We start from the raw sequence: 23749 nt of genomic DNA, 5'->3' as shown, positions 1-23749 counted from the left end.
TTAGATTTTCCACCCGGAATGCAGCGCCGCGATGCCCAGGGACAGGTTGCGATACTTGACGTTCTCGAAGCCTGCTTCGCGGATCATCTGAGCGAAACTGTCCTGATCGGGGAATTTGCGAATGGATTCGACCAGATACTGATAGCTGTCCGCGTCGTTCGCGATCAACTTGCCCATGCGGGGAATGACGTTGAATGAATAGAGATCATAGAGCTTCTGCATCCCGTCATTGGGAAGCTGGCTGAACTCCAGAACCATCAGGCGGCCACCGGGTTTCAGAACGCGATAGGCCTCGGCCAAAGCATCAGGAATGCGCGTCACGTTACGAATGCCGAAGCTGATCGTGTAGCGATCGAAGCTGTTGTCTTCGAAGGGCAGCGCCATTGCGTCGCCCACCACCCAGTCAAGGTGGTCGGCCTTGTTGGCCGCGTCCGCGCGCTTGCGCCCTTCGACCAGCATCGACTCTGTCATGTCCAGCACGACGGCGGAAGCCTCGGACGCGCGGTCAAGAAACCGGAACGAGATATCGCCGGTGCCACCTGCTACGTCCAACAGCCGCTGACTGTTTCGCGGCGCCAACCAATCCATCATCGCGTCTTTCCAGACACGGTGAATGCCGACCGACATGACGTCATTCATGATGTCATATTTCGACGCGACGTTGGTGAAAACGCCGTGAACCATCCCGGCCTTCTCGTCCTCGGCCACGGTCTTGAACCCAAAATGGGTTGTTTTTGTCTCGGAGGTGCTCATCAGGCTTGCCCATTCCTTGCGATTGATCCCTCATATCGTGACGAATGGTGGCACACAATGGAGAGGCGGACGAGATGCCCGAATTACCTGAGGTCGAGACGGTTCGCCGCGGCTTGTCCCCCGTGATGGAAGGTGCGCGGATTGCGCGCGCCGAAACCCGGCGTGACGGGCTGCGTTGGCCGTTTCCCGACCGGATGGCAGAGCGCCTGACGGGTGCGCGCGTGCTGCGGCTTGGGCGGCGGTCGAAATACCTGCTGGCTGACCTTGATACGGGTGAGACGTTGATTACCCATCTTGGCATGTCAGGGCGGATGCTGATCTCGGGTCATCAGTTGGGGGAGTTTCAGCACGACCACCCGGCGCCCGAAAAACATGACCATGTGGTGTTGGACATGGACAACGGCGCGCGGGTGACGTTCAACGATCCTCGCCGGTTCGGGGCAATGGATTTATGCGAGACTGCGACATTGGGCGACCACAAGTTGATCCGCGTGCTTGGGCCAGAGCCGCTGGGCAACACCTTTGACGAGCCATATCTGCAAGCCGCCCTAAGTCACCGCAATTCACCCATCAAAACTGCCCTGCTGGATCAGGGAATCATCGCGGGGCTGGGCAATATATATGTGTGCGAAGTGCTGTTTCGCACAGGCATTCACCCAACCCGCAAGGCCGCGCGCATTGCACCGGCACGGATCGCGGGGCTTGTTCCGATCATCCGTGACGTGCTGTCTGAAGCGATCGAAAGTGGCGGTTCGTCGTTGAAAGACTATCGCCAGACAGACGGCGATCTGGGCTATTTCCAACACAATTTTCGGGTCTATGGCCGCGAGGGTGAACCCTGCGTGACGCAAGGTTGCACTGGAAAAATAAGGCGAATCACGCAATCCGGTCGCTCAACTTTCTATTGCGCGCAATGCCAAAGATAGCTTGATCACAGAGGCGGGCATGCTTACGACTCCGCTTCGACCACCACGGACAAAGGCAAGGGGAACCATGGCCTATAAGAATATTATCGTTGAGACCGAAGATCATATCTGCCTGATCAAGCTCAACCGACCCGACGCGCTAAACGCTTTGAACCTTCAGCTGTTGGGTGAACTTGGCGATGCGCTGGCAGACGCCCAGAAGAACGACAAGGTGCGCTGCATCGTCGTCACCGGATCTGAAAAAGCTTTCGCGGCTGGCGCCGACATCAAGATGATGGCGGAAAAAAGCTTCGTTGATGTTTTTGCGGGCGATCTGTTCACCCCGGAAGAAGATGCCATCATGCGCATTCGCAAGCCGATCATCGCAGCCGTGTCTGGCTATGCGCTGGGCGGCGGGTGCGAATTGGCCATGATGTGTGATTTCATTATCGCATCTGACACCGCTAAGTTTGGCCAGCCCGAGGTAAATCTGGGCGTGATGGCCGGTATGGGCGGCACTCAACGTCTGACCAAGCTGGTTGGCCGCGCCAAGTCAATGGATATGAATCTGACCGGTCGTTTCATGGACGCGGAAGAGGCTGAACGCTCCGGGCTTGTCAGCCGCGTGGTGCCGGCCAAAAAGCTGATGGACGAAGCCATGTCTGCAGCCGCGAAGATTGCCGAGAAGTCGATGATCACCGTCATGGCGATCAAGGAAACGGTCAACCGCGCAGAGCAGCTTCCGCTGACCGAAGGCATCCTGTTCGAACGCCGCGTTTTCCATTCGCTGTTTGCGACGGAAGATCAAAAGGAAGGCATGGCCGCCTTCACCGAGAAGCGCGAACCGCAGTTCCGCGACAAGTAACGCCGTTTTTTGGGTTCCCTTTGCGGAAGTTTTTCCGTAAAGGGTGCCGTCATACATGCGCGTGAGGCCCGCTCTGGCCAGAATCACCGGTTCTGAACCCGGTCGGGTGCTGACGCGCAGCTATTGAAACGTAATACACACCCGATGAAGGGATCAGACACATGGCAAATTCGCCCCAAGCTAAAAAACGCGCGCGTCAGAACGAAGCTCGTTTTGCTGTAAACAAAGCCCGCCGTTCGCGCATCCGCACCTACCTGCGTAAAGTTGAAGAAGCGATCGAGTCCGGCGACAAAGACGCAGCTTCGGCCGCCCTCAAGGCAGCCCAGCCCGAACTGATGCGCGGCGTGACCAAAGGCGTCTATCACAAGAACACCGTGGCGCGCAAAATGTCGCGCCTGTCGTCTCGCGTGAAGGCCCTGGGTTAAGCGTCGCTTCGACCCAAAGGTCACTGATGAAAAACAAGCAGAGCGTGTCCGGAATGGCACGCTCTGTTTCCGTTTTTGGCGGCAAAAATTGCAAATGTGCAAGCGGCTTGGGATTCGCTTTCGGAAAGTCAGAGTCAAGCGCGAAGTTCTATTGCGCGCGCTGCGGACAGATTGCTAGCTTGCCCTCAGCGATTCACATCGCCGACTTGGGACTATGATAAAAATGCGGGCTAAACCCGCGAAACTTAAGGGTTTCTATCCTTAGCTTATTGGTTGGACCAGATTCTTACCTGGCCCAGCTGCATGAGAATTCTGTGCCTGCTTGGGGGTGGGTTTCCAGTATTGATCGTGCTGATGTCTGTGGGGCCGTTTTTGGCCCGGCGGACAAGCTATTGTCATGTCTCTTTGCCTGTGAGGGCATCTGAGTTGCGAACTTTCTGTTTGCGTCAGGTGCATGTCTTGGCTCGGCGTTTCGGTTTCCTCTGTTGGGGCAGAGGCGACGAAACCGACGTGAATTGCGGTGCGCAAGCGCAATTTGAGCGTTGGATAGTATTGGTAAAAGGCTGCCGTCGAACGGCCTTGTTACAAGAAACTCGGGTCGAGGTGACATGACGAACGAAGAATGGGGACAGGTCCGAAGCAAGCTGCAAAAAGCAGTGGGACAAAACAACTATACAAACTGGATCGAACCGCTTGAGTTTGCCGACCTCGCAAACGGGGTCGCGACGTTTCTGGTCCCGACGAATTTCATGGGCAATTGGGTCGATCGCAACTTTGGTGACAAGATTCTGCGTCACATGATCGGCGAAGGCCTGAAAGTCTCGCGTTTGGAATTTTCCGTCCCTGCCAGGACGGTTGCCACCCAAGCGGCCCCTGCTGTCGACACGGTCAGCGCGATACCCGCCAGAACAGATCAGGAAGAGCTGCCGGGCGCTCCGCTTGACGCCCGATTTACCTTTGACAGCTTCGTAGTCGGTAAACCGAATGAACTGGCGCACGCTGCCGCGCGCCGGGTCGCCGAAGGTGGTCCTGTCACCTTTAACCCTCTTTTCCTTTATGGCGGCGTAGGGCTTGGCAAGACCCACCTGATGCACGCCATTGCGCATGAAATGAAGACCCGCAATCCAGAACTGCGCGTCGTTTATCTGTCGGCCGAACAATTCATGTATCGCTTTGTGCAGGCCATTCGCGAAAAGCAGATGATGGATTTCAAACAGCTTTTCCGGTCCGTGGATGTGCTGATGGTGGATGACGTTCAATTCATCGCTGGCAAGGATTCAACGCAAGAGGAGTTCTTCCACACGTTCAATGCGTTGGTAGACCAGAACAAGCAAATCATCATCTCGGGTGACCGCGCGCCGGGTGAAATCAAGGATCTTGAGGATCGCATCAAAAGCCGCCTGCAATGCGGTCTTGTGGTGGATTTGCACCCGACCGACTTTGAACTGCGCCTTGGTGTCCTGCAAAAGAAGGTCGATTCTTACCGGGCGCAATATAATGGTCTTGTGATTGCAGATGGTGTTCTGGATTTCCTTGCGCACCGTATTTCGACCAATGTGCGTGTGCTGGAAGGCGCCTTGATGCGTCTTTTCGCGTTTGCGTCGCTGGTGGGCCGCGAAATCACACTTGAGCTGGCACAAGATTGCCTTGGCGACATCCTTCGCGCATCCGATCGCAAGGTCACGGTCGAAGAGATTCAGCGCAAGGTCAGCGAGCATTACAATATCCGACTGTCTGACCTGATCGGCCCCAAACGGGTGCGCACCATCGCGCGGCCACGTCAGGTGGCGATGTATCTTGCCAAGCATATGACGTCGCGGTCGCTGCCTGAAATTGGGCGCCGCTTCGGCGGTCGCGACCACACGACGGTGATGCATGGGGTAAAGCGAATTGACGAACTGAAGGGCGTCGACGATCAGATCGCCGAAGACCTGGAGCTTCTGCGAAGGGCGCTTGAAGCCTGAACAGGCTTGGATTTGGCGGGTTTTAGGGTGCTAAAGCCTTGACCCGCCCGCGAAAGAATCAGACATTCCGAATAATCAATTGAGCCGGGCGGTGAACGTGATATGTTCCCCGCCCCGGTATCTGTCAGGAGTGGGACATGAAGATCAGTATCGAACGCGGCGCGCTTCTTAAGGCCGTGGCCCAAGCGCAATCAGTTGTAGAACGCCGCAACACGATCCCAATTTTGGCAAACGTGTTGATCGAAGCGGACGGAAACAGTGTCACCTTCCGTGCCACTGATCTGGATATCGAAGTGGTCGACAAAGCGGATGCGGTTGTAGAACGCGCAGGTGCCACGACTGTATCCGCTGTAACCCTGCATGAAATCGTGCGCAAATTACCCGATGGCGCATTGATTCAACTGACCGACGATGGCGCAACTGGGCGCTTGACGGTCGAAGCCGGGCGGTCGAATTTCTCGTTGGCGACGCTGCCCAAGGAAGATTTCCCGGTTATGGCCTCGTCTGAGTATTCGGCGAACTTCTCGGCCCCTGCGCCGGTTCTGCGGCGCCTGTTTGACAAGTCGAAATTCGCCATCTCCACCGAAGAAACGCGGTATTATCTGAATGGCGTCTACATGCATGTCTCTGAGGCGGAAGGGGGCAAAGTCTTGCGCTGTGTGGCCACCGACGGCCACCGTCTGGCCCGCATCGATGCTGACTTGCCCGCAGGTGCCGAAGACATGCCGGGTGTGATCGTGCCGCGCAAGACGGTTGGCGAAATGCGCAAACTTCTGGATGACGACGACGCGACCATCGCGGTGTCTGTCTCGGAAACGAAGATCCGGTTTGCGACGCCTGCGATCACACTGACGTCGAAGGTGATTGATGGCACTTTCCCGGACTACACCCGCGTGATCCCAAGCGGAAACACACGGAAGTTAGAGGTGGACGCTGCCGAATTCGCGCAGGCAGTCGACCGCGTGGCGACCGTGTCCAGCGAACGATCGCGCGCTGTGAAGCTGCAACTTGACGAAGATCGCTTGATCCTGTCAGTCAATGCGCCCGACGCAGGCGCCGCGGAAGAAGAACTTGCCGTGGCCTATGGTGATGAGCGGCTCGAAATCGGCTTTAACGCCAAATACCTGCTTGAGATCGCCAGCCAAGTGGACCGCGAGAATGCCGTGTTCATGTTCAATTCGTCCGGCGACCCGACGCTTATGCGCGAAGGCAACGACACCAGCGCTGTTTATGTCGTGATGCCGATGCGTGTGTGAACCGGTGCATCAGCCCTGACGAACCAGAGGGGTGGGCGCCATGACACTTGCCCTTCGCGAACTGCGATTGAGCCATTTTCGCAGTCATAAAGCCGCCAAGCTGGATCTTGATGGACGCCCCGTGGCGATCCACGGGGTCAACGGGGCGGGCAAGACGAACATTCTTGAAGCGGTATCCATGCTGTCGCCGGGCAGGGGGCTTCGCCGTGCGACGGTTGAAGAAATGATCCGGCGACCCGAGGGCGTCGGTTGGAAGGTCGCTGCGATCTTGCAAAGCCTGCACCAGATGCACGAGGTCGAAACCTGGGTTGAGGCCGGCGCAACCCGGCAAGTTCGAATTGACGGAAAGACCGCGCCACAGATTGCGCTTAGTCGCATTGCGCGCGTGATCTGGTTGGTGCCGGTGATGGACCGGCTATGGGTCGAAGGCGCAGACGGTCGCCGGCGGTTTCTGGACCGCATGACCATGAGTTTCGAGCCCTCACATGCAGATGCGGTTCTGACCTATGAAAAAGCGATGCGCGAAAGGAACCGCCTTTTGAAGGACGGCCAGCGCGATGCCCATTGGTATCGCGCGCTCGAGGCGCAGATGGCCAAGGCGGGTGCGGCAATTTCGGCGAACCGGGCGGCGACGCTGATCCAACTGAGGGCGGCGCAAGCCGAGGCAGAAACCGCGTTTCCCGTCGCCGATCTGTCACTTGTTCATGCGCAAGAATCTGACGCGCCGACAGATGAGGCAGGACTTGCAGTTGCGTTTGCCGAAAGCCGCGCGCGCGATGTGCTGGCAGGCCGCACGCTTGTCGGGCCGCACCGTGTTGATCTGGCCGCGAGCTATGCAACCAAAGGCATGGCCGCGCGCGATTGTTCAACAGGCGAGCAGAAGGCGCTTTTGGTTTCACTAATCTTGGCCAATGGTCGCGCGCTGGCCCAGACATTTGGCGCCCCTCCGATCCTGCTTCTTGACGAAGTGGCGGCCCATCTTGACGCCGGTCGACGCGCCGCCCTGTATGACGAGATCTGCGCCTTGGGGGCGCAAGCGTTCATGACGGGAACCGGGCCCGAGTTGTTCAGCACGCTTGGGGCTCGTGCCCAGCATATGAGCGTGGGCGAAGTTGATGGAACATCGTTCATAGAGGTTCTGCACGACGGCGCGATTTGACAACTAGCCCATTGCCGAAAGGCAGTTGATTTGCCAGAGTTCACGCGCCTGATCACGACCTTCCGTGTGGGGCGTCATGAAAGCGAGGCGAAACAAATGAACATGAACCGTGTCAGCCTGATCACTCTTGGTGTGGCCAGCATAGACCGCGCGCGTGCCTTCTACGAAGCGATCGGGTGGGTGCCTGATACCGTGTTGGACCTTGTCGTTTTCTACAACATGAACGGGATGAAGTTTGGTTTCTTCACGCTCGAAGGGCTTGCGCGTGAACAGGGTCGTCCCATGGAAGACCTGTCGACCGGTGCAATGACGCTTTCGCAGTGCTTTGTTTCGGAAGCCGAAGTGGACGCGGCGTATGAACGCGCACTGAAAGCTGGTGCGCGCGAAGTCACTGCGCCAGTGAAGACGGAATGGGGTGGGTATTCGGGCTATATTGCCGATCCTGATGGGCATATCTGGGAATATGCATTCAACCCGTTCTGGCCGCTGGATGAAGAAGGTCATTTGGTTTGACGCTTACCGTCGCCGAGCTGGGGTTCTACATCCTCGGTTTGTTTATCCTGTTTCTCACCCCTGGTCCGGTATGGGTTGCCTTGGTCGCGCGCGTCTTGGCGGGCGGCTTTGCGCAGGCGTGGCCGCTGGCGATGGGTGTCGCAATTGGGGATATCTTCTGGGCTGTGCTGGCCGCGCTGGGAATGGGCTGGGTCGCCTCCAGCATTGGCGGTGCAATGCTGGTGTTAAGGGCCATCGCTGCCCTTTTCTTCATCTGGCTCGGGGTCACCATTATCCGGTCAGCAGATGCGGGCATATCGGGAGACCGCAGACTGACCCGCCCCGGCGTCTGGGCGGGGTTCGTGGCAGGATTGATTGTCATACTGTCCAACCCCAAGGCGATCCTATTCTACATGGGTGTATTGCCAGGATTTTTCGACCTGACGCGGTTGACGCTTCCGGATGTCGTAGCGATTGGCGTCGCCTCGTTTGTGGTCCCGCTTGTCGGCAATTTGGGACTAGCGTTCTTCATCGACCGCGCCCGCAGCCTTTTGTCCTCACCACAGTCGCTTAAGCGCATGAATTTGGCCGCCGGAAGCCTGCTAATTCTGGTCGGTCTGGTCATTCCTTTCGCATAAGCGGAAATCTGGGCGGTTTGACACTAAATCTTGTGTCAGATAGGTGACAACACCCCCGGAAAACCCTATATTTTCCGGAACAATAAACAGGAATGCCCACATGGCTGATGACGCGCAGAACGGCACCGAATACGGCGCCGAATCTATTAAAGTTCTCAAAGGTTTAGATGCTGTCCGCAAGCGTCCGGGCATGTATATCGGTGACACCGATGATGGGTCAGGCCTGCACCATATGGTCTATGAGGTTGTCGATAACGGGATCGACGAAGCATTGGCTGGCCATGCCGACGCAGTGAACGTGACAATTCACGCCGACAGTTCGGTTTCGGTTTCAGACAATGGGCGCGGAATTCCGGTTGATATTCACTCCGAAGAAGGTGTTTCGGCTGCCGAAGTCATTATGACCCAACTGCATGCAGGCGGTAAGTTCGACTCAAACTCCTACAAAGTTTCAGGCGGCCTGCACGGCGTTGGGGTTTCGGTTGTGAATGCACTGTCCGACTGGCTTGAATTGCGTATTTGGCGCAATGGCAAGGAACACTATGCCAAGTTTGAGCGGGGCGAGACCGTCGAGCATCTGAAAGTTGTCGGTGATTGCGGGGATCGCACCGGAACCGAAGTGCGGTTTCTTGCTTCAACCACCACGTTCTCGAACCTGGAATATCAATTCAAGACGCTAGAGAACCGCCTTCGCGAACTGTCTTTCCTGAATTCGGGCGTGCGGATCATCATCGAAGACGAGCGTCCTGCAGAAAAACTGCGTTCGGAAATGCACTATGACGGGGGCGTCAAGGAATTCGTGCGATACCTTGATCGATCCAAAACGGCCTTGATGGAAGAGCCGATTTTTGTAACCGGCGAAAAGGACGGAATTGGCGTCGAAGTGGCGATGTGGTGGAATGATAGCTACCATGAAAACGTGTTGCCGTTCACCAACAACATTCCACAGCGTGACGGTGGCGCACACTTGGCGGGCTTTCGCGGCGCGTTGACGCGAACGCTGAACCTATACGCAAATTCAACAGGACTAGCGAAGAAAGAAAAGGTGAATTTCACGGGCGATGATGCTCGTGAGGGGCTGACCTGCGTGCTGTCTGTTAAAGTTCCCGACCCCAAATTCTCGTCCCAGACCAAAGACAAACTGGTCAGCTCGGAAGTGCGACCCGCTGTCGAGGGCTTGATGAACGAAAAGCTGCAAGAATGGTTCGAGGAAAACCCGACCGTCGCCAAGATGATTGTCGGAAAAATCATTGATGCCGCGCTCGCCCGCGAGGCGGCGCGCAAAGCCCGTGAGATGACGCGCAAAAAATCCTCTCTTGATGTGGCGTCCCTTCCCGGCAAACTCGCTGATTGCCAAGAGCGTGATCCAGCCAAGCGTGAACTGTTCATGGTCGAGGGGGACTCGGCCGGTGGTTCTGCCAAGCAAGGCCGTTCGCGCCATAATCAGGCCGTTCTTCCCCTTCGAGGTAAGATCCTGAACGTGGAACGGGCAAGGTTTGATCGAATGCTGTCGAGCCAGGAAATCGGCACGATCATCACCGCGCTGGGCACCGGGATTGGCCGTGACGAATTCGACATATCGAAGCTGCGCTACCACAAGATCGTCATTATGACCGATGCAGATGTCGATGGTGCGCACATCCGCACACTGCTTTTAACGTTTTTCTTCCGCCAGATGCCCGAGCTGATTGAGGGGGGCTATCTCTATATTGCGCAACCGCCGCTTTACAAAGTGAGCCGCGGCAAGTCCGAGGTCTATGTGAAGGACCAAGTCGCGCTAGAGGACTATCTGATCGAGCAGGGCATTGACGGCACGGTTTTGCGCCTGACAAATGGCGAAGAAATCGCTGGCGCAGATCTGGCACGCGTGGTGGAGGCCGCGCGCAATTTCAAGCGAATACTGGACGCTTTTCCGACGCACTATCCACGCAATATTGTTGAACAAGCGGCGCTCTCAGGGGCCTTTGATGCCGGACGCGCAGACGCAGACCTGCAGGCCGTCGCAGAAAGTGTTGCGGCGCGGTTGGACAAGGTCGCAGTCGAGTATGAAAAGGGTTGGCAGGGCCGGATTACGCAAGACCATGGGATTCGTCTGGCACGAGTGCTTCGCGGCGTCGAAGAAATCCGGACCCTTGATGGCGCGGTGTTGAGATCCGGTGAGGCACGACGCCTTTCCGAGATTTCAAAGGAAACCCGTGACCTTTACCACGACAACTCCAAACTTGTTCGCAAGGATCGCGAGATACTGGTGCAGGGGCCGATCGATCTGTTGAAAGCCATTCTGACCGAGGGCGAAAAGGGTTTGACCCTCCAGCGATACAAGGGCTTGGGTGAAATGAACCCCGACCAACTTTGGGAAACCACACTTGATCCAGAAGCGCGCACCTTTTTGCAGGTGAAAGTAGATGATCTTGCCGAAGCTGACGACATCTTCACAAAGCTGATGGGGGATGTGGTTGAGCCGCGTCGAGAGTTCATTCAACAAAATGCGTTGTCAGTTGAGAATCTGGATTTCTAATCAACGAAGGACGGGACTAGCCAACACTGCCGCCTCCATGATTTTTGCTGATAAGCAATCGAAGATGCGGACCCCTAGCTGAGCGGACCAGCCCGCCGAGGTCTGAGTTGGCCTTTTTCAATGAAAGGTGGTCGCCCTTTGCGTTGCGCAAAGCGCCAAATCTTAGTGGTCATCTGACAATGAAGTCAGCGTGCAGCGCGCCGGCAGCCTTTATGCTTTTCAATATGTCGATCATGTCACGTGGCGCGACCCCCAAAGCATTCAACCCAGCGATCACTTCTGAAAGCGATGTGCCGCCTTCAACCTCGGCAAGGCCTGTCCCCGGCTCTTCTTCGATGCTAGCGTTGGTGCGGGGGACGACGATAGCCTCTCCGGCCGAGAATGGGTTGGGTTGAACAACGACTGGTTGCTCCTGGATGCGTAGTGTCAGGTTTCCTTGAGAAACTGCCACCCGACTAATCCTGACATCGGCACCCATCACAATCGTGCCGGATCTTTGGTCAACGACAACTTTTGCTTTCCGTTCTGGTTGGACACCGAGGTTTTCGATCGTGCCAATTGCATGAGCCGGTGAAATAGCCCGTGTTGCGCTGATGTCGACAACAACTGTGCCGCTGTCCAGCATGCGCGAAACGATGCGCCCATATTTGCCATTAATTGCGGTTTCAATACGTTCGGCTGTGGTGAAGTCGGGTGTTCTGAGCGCAAGGCGAATTGATTTCAACTTTGTAAAGTCAAAGTCAATCTCTCGCTCTACACGTGCACCATTCGGGATCACGCCGCTTGTTGGAACACCTTGCGTAACTGTTGCTGCATCGCCTTCTGCAGTCGCCCCCCCTGCGATTACGGTACCTTGACCAACCGCGTAGATTTCTCCGTCGGCTGCATTCAGGGGGGTCATGATCAGCGTTCCGCCCAGAAGGCTTTTGGCGTCACCGATTGCAGAAACCGTGACATCAATTCGCGAACCAGCACGCGCAAAAGGCGGCAGGGTTGCGGTGACGAAAACGGCCGCGACATTCTTTGGCCTGAACTGTTCACCGGTGATGTTAACACCGAGCCGCTCTAGTATGTTTGACATAATATCTTCAGTGAATGGCGCGTTCCGGATGCCATCCCCTGAACCATTCAAGCCGACGACAAGGCCGTAGCCAACAAGGTCATTGCCGCGCACGCCATCGAATTCAACAAGGTCTTTGATGCGAACGGAATTCGCGGTCGAAGAACTGGCGATCAAGCAAAAAGCAGCGAGAAGAACGAAAAGTCGGATCATCGCATGTAGTCCGTAAATGAGAGTTTCGAGAGCCGCGCGGTGACTGTGTAGAGCGACTCCATTTGTCCATAGAGCGCTTTAAGTGCCGTTGCGGTTTCATAAGGGTCAACGGCCGTCAGTTCGTTTCGTGCAAGCTCAAGAGCGGCGCGTTCAGCAGCGTTTTGAACAGTGGCATTTTCGATCCGCGCTTCGACCGCTCCGACCCGGGCGCGTGTCATCGTAAGCCCATCAATGGCGCCAAGCAGCTCGGACGAGGCCAACGCGCTTAGCTCTCTTTGTGCGGTGGCGTCCCCAGAAAGGACGCCTTCCGAAATCACCACCGACTTTGCGAGGGCGCTAAGCAAATCACGGATTTCGGTGCTATCTGCTTTCGTTGACAACGACACGGTTTCACCATTGCCCAGCTGGATAGGTCCCATATCTGCGTCGGCGCCAATGTAACCGGTGGTTTCAAATCCGCCGCCGACGTCATCAAACCAAGCGTCGATTTGCATCGCGACACCAGATGCTGTGGTTTGCCCTGAGGCGGCGCTTAGAAGGGCGCTGATGATTGTGTCTGTGTCGGCCAGTGCTTGACCATCTGTCGCGGCCCCTGCGAACAGAGATCGACCGCCGACGTTGGTGTTCAGAGAGGAAATGATCGAAGCGAACTTCTCGCGTGCATCGACAGCTGTGACGCCAATTAGCGTCGTGTTGTGCGAGCTGATGGCGCCAATCAATCCGCTGGATACATCTTGCGCTTGTTCTTGGATATTCCCAAGAACAAGCTGCGCTGTTGCGGTCAATGTCGCCGCCTCGTTGGTTGCCTGTTTGTGGGCGGTCAGGAGTTTCAGGCTATGTTCAATTCCGGCAATCGGACCGTAATCCCCTGACGTCGCAGAGGTCATGTCGGATTTGCGACCTGTGGCAAGCTCCATCCCAAGTCGTGAAAGATCCTGCTTCATGCGGGCATTCAAATGTCGTGTCTGAAAGGTGCTTGCGAGATCACCATATGTGGCAAATGACATGGTCGCCTCCTACAGCCCAAGGATCGTTTGAAGCATCTCATCGACGGTCGAAATGACTTGTGCGTTCGCCGCGTAGGCCTGTTCGATCATCATGAGCTTTTGCATTTCCGCATCAGTATCGACACCCTTCGAATACTCCATTTGCCGCAAACTGTTGTGTTGTGCTGTTGAGAAGGTCAGGCGCGTTTCGGTCTGATTTCGTTCTGCGCCAATGACTGTTAAAAGATCAGCCGCAAGGCCAGCGGACGACCGGGCCGCGCCAAGAAACCCGCCCGATGCGGGCACGCGGTTTTCAGACAAGGCATCGGCAAGGTCTCCTAGCAACGAGGCATTTCCAACATCGCCCGGAACGGCCGCGCCAAGCCCATCGCGCAAGCGCCAAATCGCGCCGCTTTGGTCAGGATCGACAGCAGCGTTAACCGTAAGGCGCGTTGAAAGCGCGACTTCATCGAGTGGGTCAAACGGCGCGCCGTTATCCGTGAAAAGACCGGCACCACCGGGTGCACGTGTCGGGTCAAGTGAAGGGTCCTGGAACCGTTCAACCAGATCGCGGGCAACAGCGTCAACGCGGCTTTGGGCAGAAACCGCAAGATCGTCGCGGACATCGAACAGACCGGCCAGTGAGCCGCCGGCAATCGGGCCTCGCTCAGCCGAGGTGACAATTGCCCGCCCATTGATCGTCAAGCCGGATAGTGCCCCGCCTGCTTGTGTCATTTCTGGAACAATCATGTTTACGGTGGAGAATTCCAGCTCGGCAGCTTTGCCATCCAGAAGTAAAGCCCCACCCGTGGTGATCAGCGCAACTTGGCCGTGGTCGCGGGGTATTTCCTTGAGTGGGACAATTGACGAAATTTCATCAATCTTCAATTGGCGAAGGTCCATCATGCCGGACGGGTCGACGCCACGCATCATGGCTTCTTGAATTTTGGTGTTGAGGAACTGAACATCTTTCAGGCCAGCGTTCAGCTGGTCGACCTGAAGCGCGATGCCCCGGTCAGCTTCAAGGCGCGCATTTTGAATGTTGTCGGTGGTCGTCTTCAAATGGGAGGTCAAACCTTTGGCTGCGTCCAGAACTGCGGACAGGCGTGCTTCGCTGTCGGGACGTGCTGCAGCTTCGACCAGAGACGCTTCGAATTGAGCGATGCGTCCCGAAAGGGACCCCGCGCTGTCGGGGCTTCCGATCACACGCTCCAGATCCGAGAGGAATTGAGCATGTGTTCCGGTGTGCCCTATAGCTGCGTCGGCAAGGCGACGGTCGCCAATCAGCACGTTGTCCGTATGCCGGATGACACCTTCGACGCGCACGCCCGAACCCGCGCCACCGAGCGATCTGGTCGACAGCTCCAACGATCTGGGTGCATAGCCCTCCGTCATCGCATTGGCCACGTTTGAAGACACAAGTTCTGCGGCTCTGGCGTTTGCGTTCAGGCCTGAAAGGGCGTTGGAGAGGGCTCCTGCGATGCTCATGAATTAGCTCCCGGTGGCGCGCGTCATTACCGTTTGATGTTGGTTGTTTCCTGAAGCATCTCGTCCACGGTCTGGATCACCTTCGCATTCGAGCTGTAGGCGCGCTGCGTCTGGATCAGGTTTGTCAGTTCGCCGGCTACGTCGGTTGTCGACCCTTCACGGGCGAAACCCACAACCTCTCCGGTTGGGCCGTCACCGGCGTCCCACATGAAGAAAGAACCGCTTTCGGGAGAGACTTGGTAGGCCTGATTCGACATCGAAATCAGACCATTCGGATTTGGCACATCGACAAGCGGCACCTGATAGATCGTCCGGATGAAGCCGGTGTCATAGGTCGCCTTGATGTAGCCGTGTTCGTCAACCTCGACGGCCGTTAGGTTGCCGACAGGTGATCCGTCCTTGGTGATCGAAACAGGAGCGAAACTGTCAGACAGTTGGGTCAACCCGTTTGGATCGCCAATTTTACCGATTGTCAGTGACATGGGGCCACCCAGGACCGTCAGGTCCAAAGTCCCATTCGCCGCATTGTATGTTCCGCCCGAAACGACCGAGACCGACGCAAGGGTGCCGCCATCTGTACGGCTATTGTCAAACGTCAGCGTGTATTCCCCGATCGAGGCACCGCCTGACGCGCTATCCGTGATGACCATTGTCCATTCGTTTGACGACCCGGTGCCAGGTACGGTCGGGGTAAATGAGAAATCCAGAGTCTCGGAGGTGCCCAAGTTTCCGAAATACTCGACCGAAAGCGGTAGAGCAGTTCCGTCAGCCCCTGCCTGAGTTTCAATTGCCGGAAGGTTGACGCCCAGCTTCATTTCAGTTGTCGGGTCGCCTGCTGTCTGGTTGGCGTTGATGACAACCGGCTCCAGCCCGACTCCCGTATCGCGCGGGTAGGTCGCAATGTTTCCATCTGCGTCCGCTGGCCAACCCAACAGGACAAGACCAGTTTCGGTTTTCAGCACGCCTTCGGAATCCGTTCGAAACGAGCCGGTCGTGGTCATCATCATCGGTCGTTCGCCAGGATTTGCGTCGGCAAAGACCTCCTGCGTGACTGGCAGCATACCGCGCCCACCGACCGCGATGTCCATCGGGTTTGAAGTCGAAATCAGTGGCCCATGTTCATCGATCAGGCGTTGCGTTGTGGTTCGGACCCCGCCGGCTGAATAGGTGCCGGATCCCGCCAAGCCGCCAATGACGAGACTTTGGAAATCTGCTGTCGCCCGTTTGTATCCGAATGTGGAGGAGTTCGCGATGTTGTCCGAAATCGTGGCCAATTTCGTTGCATGTGCGTTCAAACCGGCTACGCCGGCGCTCAAGGAAGAGGAGATTGTCATGGTGCGCCTTTCTGCTGCATCATTCTTCGTCTTGAGGCACATCATTACCGGTGCGACCTTAACAGGCGGCTAACGGAAGAAAATCTTCTGAAATGTCAGTGCTCGACCCGCACGGGGTCACTATTTGTCAGACCTGAGAAGGATCAGTTCTATGCGATTGTTGCGCACTGCCATCGTGTTTCCTGCAACTGGCTGACGATCGGCATGGCCCGTGACGCGTCGGATTCGTTCTGGCTCAAAGCCCTGCGCGCCAAACAGCTTGCGCACGACGCTAGCGCGGTCCGAGGAAAGATCCCAGGCGGTGTTGTTGGCAATCACGATCGGCATCGTCGCAACATGACCTTCGATCGCGACCCCATTTTCGACAAGGTCGAAGACGCGGGCCACCATCGCGATCAGATCTTTCATCACCGCAGTTGGAACGCTGCTTTGTGGTTCAAACAAACGTTCGTTTTCCAGATCGAACAGTTCGATCAACAAGCCCTCGTCGGTGACACGGGTGACGATGTGGCGCTCCACCCCATCACTTGCCATACTTTCACCGCTGCGCCCCAGCAACATATCCTCTAGCTTCTCCAGCTTAGCTGATTCTTCGGCGTCCGGTTCGCCGTTTTGGCCACCCGGTGTGTTCAGCGGCACACCGCCAGTCCCGGTCTGCGACAGCGTCTCATCCGTGAAGATGCTGTCACCCCCAAACGACCCATCACCGCCCCCGGAAACACGGTTGACCGGGATCGTGGGGCTGAAATAATCCGCGATACCTTTGCGTTGTTTTTCCGTTGTTGCATTCAAAAGCCACATCAGAAGGAAGAACGCCATCATGGCTGTCACGAAGTCTGCATAAGCGACTTTCCAAGCGCCGCCATGGTGGCCACCGCCACTGACTTTCTTCACTTTCTTGATGATTATAGGCGCATTTGTTTTCGCGCTCATCCCACCACCTCATTTTCACCCAAGGACATGGATAGCAAAGGTGTGTTGACGGGCGTTTAACCTTTCAAATTGTTCGGATTTTCAGCTGGTCGATCCCTGCCTCCGTCCGCCTTGACTTCATTGCAAGCGCAACGATACCATTGCCCTGCAAACAGGATCGCCCTTCGCGGGCATTGAAACGAGGCTTCAGATGAACCAGCAAAGCTCTGGGCGCGACATGACGCGCGCGGTGTCGTCGGTCGGCACCGAAACCCATTACATGCCCGGTTGGGCAAATGATTTCGAAACCGAGGCTCTGCCCGGTGCGCTTCCGCAAGGCATGAACAGCCCGCAGAAATGCGAATATGGGCTGTATGGCGAACAGCTGTCCGGCACGGCGTTCACGGCCAACCCGCCTGAACGGACGTGGTGTTACCGCATTCGCCCATCGGTGAAACATTCCGCGCGCTATACCAAGGTTGATATGCCTTACTGGAAGTCCGCGCCCTGTGTGGACCCGGAGGTGATCAGTCTGGGTCAGTATCGCTGGGATCCGGTTCCTACGACCGAGGGTCTGAACTGGATCACTGGAATGCGCACCATGACAACGGCGGGCGACGTGAACACGCAGGTCGGCATGGCATCGCACATCTATCTGGTGACGGAATCGATGGTGGACGATTATTTCTTCTCGGCAGACAGCGAGCTTCTGGTCGTGCCGCAGGAAGGCAAGCTGCGCTTCTATACCGAGCTTGGAATCATCGACCTTGCCCCGCAGGAAATCGGCATCATCCCGCGTGGCCTTGTTTACCGCGTCGAACTGCTGGAAGGCCCCGCGCGCGGCTTCGTTTGCGAAAACTACGGCCAGAAGTTCGAGATGCCGGGGCGTGGCCCGATCGGCGCGAACTGCATGGCCAATCCGCGTGACTTCAAAGCTCCCGTCGCAGCATTTGAAGACCGCGAAGTGCCCTCTACCATCACCATCAAATGGTGCGGCCAGTTCCATAAGACCGAAATCGGCCAGTCGCCTTTGGACGTGGTCGCATGGCACGGCAACTATGCGCCTTACAAATATGACCTGACCACCTATTGCCCGGTCGGCGCGATCTTGTTCGATCACCCGGACCCCTCGATCTTCACCGTCCTCACCGCGCCTTCGGGTCAACCCGGCACGGCGAATATCGACTTCGTTCTGTTCCGCGACCGCTGGATGGTGGCGGAAAACACCTTCCGCCCCCCATGGTATCATAAGAACATCATGTCCGAGCTGATGGGCAACATCTATGGTCAGTATGACGCAAAGCCGCAGGGCTTTGTCCCCGGCGGCGTGAGCTTGCACAACATGATGCTTCCGCACGGGCCAGACCGTGATGCGTTCGAGGGTGCCTCGAATTCGAACCTTGGACCTGATAAGTTGGAAAACACCATGTCCTTCATGTTTGAAACCCGCTTCCCCCAACACCTGACTGCCTTCGCCGCGAACGAGGCACCTCTGCAGGACGACTACATCGACTGCTGGGAGAGCCTTGAGAAGAAGTTCGACGGCACGCCCGGTAAGAAATAATGAAGCTTTATACCTATTGGCGGTCCACCGCGGCTTACCGCGTGCGCATTGCGTTGAACCTGAAAGGGATCAACGCGGAACTGGAATCGGTTCATCTGGTGAAGGATGGCGGGCAGCAACATTCGCCAGCGTATGTTGAAATGAACCCCGCCCATCTGGTGCCGACACTGGTGCTGTATGACGGAACGGTTCTAACGCAGTCCTTGGCGATCATCGATTATCTGGAGGCGCTACAGCCCGACCCCGCATTGCTTCCGCCTGACCCGGTTGAGCGCGCGCATGTGCTTGCTGCCGCTCATGTTGTCGCGATGGATATTCACCCGGTGAACAACTTGCGTGTCGTGGCCCATCTGGGCGACACTTTCGGCGCTGGACCTAAAGACAAGAAAGCGTGGATGTGCCATTGGATGGACAGGGGCTTTGCGGCGCTGGAACAGATGGTGCGCAAAGATACGCGCTTTTCCTTTGGCGACACGCCGACACTGGCGGACATCTGCCTTGTCGCGCAATACTACAATGCGCGGCGCTGGGGGGTGGACCTGACCCCCTATCCGCGTCTGACCGAGATTGAAGAAACCTGTCTGGCCCTACCCGCCTTCGCCGATGCGCGACCCGAGGCACAGCCGGACGCCGAGTGAGGATCACATGAGCAAACTGAAAAAATCCTGGGTGGAAAGCGCGAACTCCGCCGACACACCCTTTCCGCTGAACAACCTGCCCTATGGTGTCTTCTCGGTCGGGGATGATGAGCCGCGCTGTGGCGTCGCTATCGGGGATATGATCTTTGATGTGGCCGCAGCAGAAGAGGCTGGCCTGATCGAAATTAGCGACGACCCCGTCTTCGACGTCCCGTTCTGGAACGAGTTGATGGAGCAGGGATCGGATGCATGGTCTGCCCTCCGCACCCGTATGGAGCAATTGCTGCGCGAAGGCTCATCAGAGCGCGCGGCGGTTGAACCGCTGCTGGTCAAACAAGCCGACGCGGACCTGCACATGCCGTTCCTCGTTTCGGAATACACCGACTTCTATGCCGGTCGTCAGCACGCGGCCAATATGGGCGCGATCCTGCGCGGCTCACCCGATCTGCCCGCCAACTGGCTGCACATCCCGATTGGATATAATGGGCGCGCATCTTCGGTTGTGATCTCCGGCACACCGATCCACCGCCCGAACGGCCAACGCAAAGCGCCCGACGCCGAGATGCCAAGCTTCGGCCCCTCGATGCGTCTGGACATTGAACTTGAGATGGGGGCCATCGTCGGCAAGTCTTGCGAGTTTGGTCAACCCATAACGGTGGACGAGGCCGACGAAATGATCTTCGGCTATGTCCTTCTGAACGACTGGTCCGCCCGCGACATTCAGGGTTGGGAATACCAGCCACTCGGCCCGTTCCAGGGCAAGGCGTTTGGCACCTCGATCAGCCCATGGATCGTGACCGCGGCCGCGCTGGAGGAGTTTCGCGCGCCGACACCCAAGCGAGAAAAGGAACTTCTGCCCTATCTCGATGGGTCGAAGGACGGGCTTTACGACATCTCGCTGCAAGTGCTGATGCAGCCCGAAGGCGCAAACAAAGCCAGCGTTGTTGGCGAAACCAACTACACCCGCATGTATTATTCGGCCGCTGAGCAACTGTGCCACCACGCGATTGGCGGCTGCGGAATGAATGTGGGTGACCTTTTGGGGTCTGGCACGATCTCTGGCCCGACCAAGACGGAATATGGTTCACTGATGGAGATGAGCTGGGCAGGTCGCGAGCCCTTCACGCTGGACACCGGCGAGACGCGCACCTTCATCGAAGATGGCGACACCCTGACCCTGCGCGGGGCCGCCAAGGGTGACGGGTTTCTGATAGGGTTCGGCGATTGTGTTGGGAAAATCCTGCCCGCCGTGAAGTGGCCCAAGTAAATGCGTGTTTGGGCATCATCCCCCTGCAGACTGCCATTCGAGGATCGCCTCGGATGGCACCAGCAGCATGATGATGTTCAACGCCAACCCGTCGCGGATCAGAAAGGTTGTCAGCACCTCGAAGCCCACGACGATCAAGATGCTCGCCCAGATTGGCAGGCGCAACGCCAGCCAGAAGCCCAAGAACATGGCGCCAAGATCGACAGCGGAATTTACCACGCTATCGCCCCAGTATTCACCGGATACGGTAAATTCGCGGTAGCGGTTGATAACGGCCTCGGTGTTCTCGGCCACCTCCCACGCCCCTTCGACGATGGTGGCGACCAGCAGCCGCCAACCAAGGGCAAAACGGCGCATCAGCAGGAAGGTTGCGCCGTAGAACAGGAAACCGTGGATCAGATGGCTTGGTGTATACCAGTCCATCAAATGCTGCGACCCTTGCCCGGTGTCATCACCTGCATACCAAAGCAATGTGTAACCGCAGGGGCATGAGATATTCCGACCCATCGCCAGCAGCGTGATAAGCGTGGCGATGGTGACAAAAGCAACGCCCCAATAGGGCAGATATCGACGATCAAACATGAGGTGAGGGAATCACGATCCCCCACCCCTGTCCAGAAAGGAAAACCGGACCATGGCAAAGGCATTCGCGTCGCAAGGCGACATGACGGAAAAGAAAATCACCTTTGATGAGATCGGCGAGGGGCTTTATGCGTTCACCGCCGAGGGTGACCCGAATTCCGGCGTCATCATTGGCGATGACAGCGTGATGATTGTGGAAGCTCAGGCGACGCCCCGGCTGGCCAACAAGGTCATCGAATGCGTGCGCACGGTCACCGACAAACCAATCAGCCATGTTGTCCTGACCCATTATCACGCGGTGCGCGTGTTGGGCGCGTCCGCTTATGGCGCGGATCAGATCATCATGGGTGACGCCGCCCGCGCGATGGTCGTTGAGCGCGGGCAGGAAGACTGGGACAGCGAATTCCAACGCTTCCCGCGCTTGTTTGAAGGGCACGAAAGCATCCCCGGCCTGACCTATCCAACCACCACCTTTTCCGATGACATGACCGTCTATCTGGGCAATCGCCGCGTTGATCTGATGCATCTGGGGCGTGCGCACACGGCGGGTGATATCGTGATCCATGTGCCGGACCAGAACGTGATGTTCACCGGCGACATCGTCGAATACCACTCGGCCTGCTATTGCGGTGACGGGCATTTCAGCGACTGGGGCGATACATTGGACAGCATCGCTGCTTTCGACGTGGACGCGATTGCGCCGGGGCGTGGTGACGCTTTGGTCGGCAAAGATATGGTGAACGCCGCTATCGAAAACACCCGCGACTTCGTGGAAAGCACCTATCGCCCGGTGGCCAAGGTTGCCGCGCGGGGTGGATCGTTGAAAGAGGCATGGGACGCGTGTCGCGCCGAATGTGACCCCAAATTTGCCGACTACGCGATTTACGAGCACTGCCTGCCTTTCAACGTCGCCCGTGCCTATGACGAGGCGCGCGGCATTGATACGCCCCGTATCTGGACCGCCCAGCGCGATCTGGAGATGTGGGACGCCCTGCAGGGCTAAGCGCAAGGGGTGCGTTGACGCGCATATCAGCGCATCCCGACCAGCTTCGTTGTTTTCGCAACGAAATGCGCTACAATTGGCACAAGCGCGCCGCCAGCCGGAGGAAAACCTATGAACAAGATTTTTGAAGTCCCGCTGTATCCCTATCAACACAGCTCCGATCAGGATGCATCGGCGCCCGTGCGCCACCCGGTCGTGATCATCGGGGCCGGTCCTATCGGGCTGGCCATGGGGATTGATCTGGCACAGCAGGGGGTCAAGGTCGTCATTGTTGACGACAACGACAAGGTCAGCAGCGGATCTCGGGCGATCTGCTTTGCCAAACGGCCGCTTGAGATTCTTGACCGTCTGGGCTGCGGTCAGCCGATGGTCGACAAAGGCGTAAAATGGGACGTTGGTAAAGTCTTCTTTGATGAACGCGAGGTCTATACGTTCAACCTGCTGCCAGAAGAAGGCCACCAACGCCCGGCCTTCATCAATCTTCAGCAATACTATTTCGAAGAGTATCTGGTGAACCGCGTGCGCGAGCTGGAAGCCCAGGGCGCGCCGATTGAAATTCGGGGCGGCAACAAGGTCACAGCAATTGGCACCCACCCGGATCACGCCACGCTGGAAATCGACACGGCCGATGGACCGTATAACATCGAGGCCGATTGGCTGATCGCTTGTGACGGCGCTGGATCACCGACGCGTCAAATGCTGGGGCTGGATTTCGTAGGGCGTGTGTTCGAAGACAACTTCCTGATTGCCGATGTGATCATGGACGCTGATTTTCCAACCGAACGCTGGTTCTGGTTCGATCCGCCCTTCAACCGCGGCCAATCTGCCCTGTTGCACAAGCAACCCGATGGCGTGTGGCGCATTGACCTGCAACTTGGCTGGGACATCGACAAGGAAGAAGAGAAGAAGCCCGAGAATGTGATCCCGCGCCTTAAGGCGATGCTTGGCGACGATGTGGAGTTCGAGCTTGAATGGGTCTCGATCTACACGTTCCAATGCCGCCGGATGGAGAAATTCCGCCACGGTCGCGTTTTGTTTGCGGGCGACGCAGCCCACCAAGTGTCACCTTTTGGCGCACGCGGTGCGAACTCGGGCCTGCAAGACACTGACAACTTGGGCTGGAAGCTGAAGTTGGTCATTGATGGCACGGCCGATGAAGCGCTGCTTGACAGCTATGACGTGGAACGTATTCACGGCGCCGATGAAAACATCCTGAATTCGACGCGCTCGACTGATTTCATCACACCCAAATCCACGACCAGCCGCCTTTTGCGCGATGCGGTTCTGGACCTATCCGAAAAGTATGAATTTGCCCGGCCGCTTGTGAATTCGGGCCGCTTGTCCGTGCCCTGCACCTACGACGGATCGCCGCTGAACTCAGCCGACGCTCTGGATGGGCCGATAAAGACCCGCCCAGGATCGTCTTGCCCCGATGCGCCGTTAGGCGACGAATTCCTGCTGCCCAAGCTGGGCAACAAGTTCACTCTTCTGACCATTGACGCAGAGGCGCCGGACGTGATCGAAGAAGCAGGGGTCGAGGTCACGCGGTTGGCGTTGTCCGTAAAAGATGACAAGACGGGAGCGCTGCAAGAGCGGTATCTGGGCGATGCGCCAAGTGCCGTCTATCTGATCAGGCCAGATCAGCATGTGGCCGCACGCCGCCCCAGCTTTGACGAAAACTTGTTCCGCGCGGCCATCCGCCGTGCAACTGGCAAGGAGTAACGCCG

21 protein-coding genes are annotated in these 23749 nt (G+C 57.1%); 14 read left to right on the top strand and 7 right to left on the bottom strand.

From position 1 onward, the window contains the following. The gene (ubiE, locus tag ACXYMP_RS00940) at positions 1-753 is read right to left on the bottom strand and encodes a bifunctional demethylmenaquinone methyltransferase/2-methoxy-6-polyprenyl-1,4-benzoquinol methylase UbiE (protein ID WP_458903754.1); all 753 of its coding nucleotides are present in this window, start codon (positions 751-753) and stop codon (positions 1-3) included. Between the two features lie 74 nt (positions 754-827). Between ubiE and mutM the strand changes: the two genes are divergently transcribed. The 9 genes from mutM to gyrB all read left to right on the top strand — a co-directional run bounded on the left by mutM (position 828) and on the right by gyrB (position 10975). Next, entirely contained in the window at positions 828-1679 is an 852-nt protein-coding gene (mutM, locus tag ACXYMP_RS00935; RefSeq protein WP_298570519.1) for a bifunctional DNA-formamidopyrimidine glycosylase/DNA-(apurinic or apyrimidinic site) lyase, read from the top strand. 67 nt (positions 1680-1746) lie between these two features. Then, a complete protein-coding gene (locus tag ACXYMP_RS00930) occupies positions 1747-2523 on the top strand; it encodes an enoyl-CoA hydratase (RefSeq protein WP_298570520.1) in 777 nt (258 codons plus the stop codon). A 161-nt stretch (positions 2524-2684) separates the two neighbouring features. Further along, entirely contained in the window at positions 2685-2948 is a 264-nt protein-coding gene (gene rpsT, locus ACXYMP_RS00925; protein ID WP_298570521.1) for a 30S ribosomal protein S20, read from the top strand. A gap of 608 nt (positions 2949-3556) precedes the next feature. After that, positions 3557-4912, top strand: a complete 1356-nt coding sequence (dnaA, locus tag ACXYMP_RS00920) for a chromosomal replication initiator protein DnaA (protein ID WP_458903751.1) — start codon at positions 3557-3559, stop codon at positions 4910-4912. Positions 4913-5049: 137 nt separating this feature from the next. Continuing rightward, the gene (dnaN, locus tag ACXYMP_RS00915) at positions 5050-6168 is read left to right on the top strand and encodes a DNA polymerase III subunit beta (protein WP_298570525.1); all 1119 of its coding nucleotides are present in this window, start codon (positions 5050-5052) and stop codon (positions 6166-6168) included. A gap of 40 nt (positions 6169-6208) precedes the next feature. Continuing rightward, positions 6209-7327, top strand: coding sequence for a DNA replication/repair protein RecF (gene recF, locus ACXYMP_RS00910; RefSeq protein ID WP_458903748.1), 1119 nt, complete (start codon positions 6209-6211; stop codon positions 7325-7327). 30 nt (positions 7328-7357) lie between these two features. Continuing rightward, complete coding sequence (locus ACXYMP_RS00905; RefSeq protein WP_458903746.1) at positions 7358-7840, top strand: VOC family protein; 483 nt, start codon at positions 7358-7360, stop codon at positions 7838-7840. Then, entirely contained in the window at positions 7837-8457 is a 621-nt protein-coding gene (locus ACXYMP_RS00900) for a LysE family translocator (RefSeq protein ID WP_298570531.1), read from the top strand. Before ACXYMP_RS00905 ends, ACXYMP_RS00900 begins: the two co-directional genes overlap by 4 nt. A gap of 100 nt (positions 8458-8557) precedes the next feature. Continuing rightward, the gene (gene gyrB / locus ACXYMP_RS00895; RefSeq protein WP_298570533.1) at positions 8558-10975 is read left to right on the top strand and encodes a DNA topoisomerase (ATP-hydrolyzing) subunit B; all 2418 of its coding nucleotides are present in this window, start codon (positions 8558-8560) and stop codon (positions 10973-10975) included. 169 nt (positions 10976-11144) lie between these two features. Here the strand turns inward: gyrB and ACXYMP_RS00890 are convergent, their stop codons facing one another. The 5 genes from ACXYMP_RS00890 to ACXYMP_RS00870 form a co-directional block, all read right to left on the bottom strand. Further along, entirely contained in the window at positions 11145-12248 is a 1104-nt protein-coding gene (locus ACXYMP_RS00890; protein WP_298570535.1) for a flagellar basal body P-ring protein FlgI, read from the bottom strand. Further along, entirely contained in the window at positions 12245-13255 is a 1011-nt protein-coding gene (locus tag ACXYMP_RS00885) for a flagellin (protein WP_458903743.1), read from the bottom strand. The genes ACXYMP_RS00890 and ACXYMP_RS00885 overlap by 4 nt, the downstream gene beginning before the upstream one ends. A 9-nt stretch (positions 13256-13264) precedes the next feature. Beyond that, positions 13265-14722, bottom strand: coding sequence for a flagellar hook-associated protein FlgK (gene flgK / locus ACXYMP_RS00880; protein ID WP_458903741.1), 1458 nt, complete (start codon positions 14720-14722; stop codon positions 13265-13267). Between the two features lie 26 nt (positions 14723-14748). Beyond that, complete coding sequence (locus ACXYMP_RS00875) at positions 14749-16056, bottom strand: flagellar hook protein FlgE (protein WP_298570541.1); 1308 nt, start codon at positions 16054-16056, stop codon at positions 14749-14751. A gap of 120 nt (positions 16057-16176) precedes the next feature. Further along, on the bottom strand, positions 16177-16989 hold the full coding sequence (locus tag ACXYMP_RS00870) for a flagellar motor protein MotB (protein ID WP_458903739.1): 813 nt from the start codon (positions 16987-16989) through the stop codon (positions 16177-16179). Positions 16990-17179: 190 nt separating this feature from the next. Between ACXYMP_RS00870 and hmgA the strand changes: the two genes are divergently transcribed. From hmgA to fahA, 3 genes are read left to right on the top strand one after another with little or no spacing between them, the layout of a single operon-like run. Further along, positions 17180-18532, top strand: coding sequence for a homogentisate 1,2-dioxygenase (hmgA, locus tag ACXYMP_RS00865; RefSeq protein ID WP_458903737.1), 1353 nt, complete (start codon positions 17180-17182; stop codon positions 18530-18532). Further along, positions 18532-19170, top strand: coding sequence for a maleylacetoacetate isomerase (maiA, locus tag ACXYMP_RS00860; protein WP_458903735.1), 639 nt, complete (start codon positions 18532-18534; stop codon positions 19168-19170). The genes hmgA and maiA overlap by 1 nt, the downstream gene beginning before the upstream one ends. Positions 19171-19177: 7 nt before the next feature. Further along, the gene (gene fahA / locus ACXYMP_RS00855) at positions 19178-20437 is read left to right on the top strand and encodes a fumarylacetoacetase (RefSeq protein ID WP_458903733.1); all 1260 of its coding nucleotides are present in this window, start codon (positions 19178-19180) and stop codon (positions 20435-20437) included. Positions 20438-20452: 15 nt separating this feature from the next. Here the strand turns inward: fahA and ACXYMP_RS00850 are convergent, their stop codons facing one another. Next, complete coding sequence (locus ACXYMP_RS00850; protein ID WP_298570550.1) at positions 20453-21019, bottom strand: DUF2585 family protein; 567 nt, start codon at positions 21017-21019, stop codon at positions 20453-20455. Between the two features lie 52 nt (positions 21020-21071). On the opposite strand from ACXYMP_RS00850, the gene ACXYMP_RS00845 reads away from it, so the two are divergent. Beyond that, positions 21072-22022 (top strand): MBL fold metallo-hydrolase, encoded by a 951-nt coding sequence (locus ACXYMP_RS00845; RefSeq protein WP_458903731.1) that lies wholly within the window; start codon positions 21072-21074, stop codon positions 22020-22022. A gap of 111 nt (positions 22023-22133) precedes the next feature. After that, a complete protein-coding gene (locus ACXYMP_RS00840; protein WP_458903729.1) occupies positions 22134-23744 on the top strand; it encodes an FAD-dependent oxidoreductase in 1611 nt (536 codons plus the stop codon). Positions 23745-23749: the final 5 nt, after the last annotated feature.

Source organism: Aliiroseovarius sp. CAU 1755 (assembly GCF_054482655.1).
This window is presented reverse-complemented; position numbering and strand designations above follow the sequence as displayed.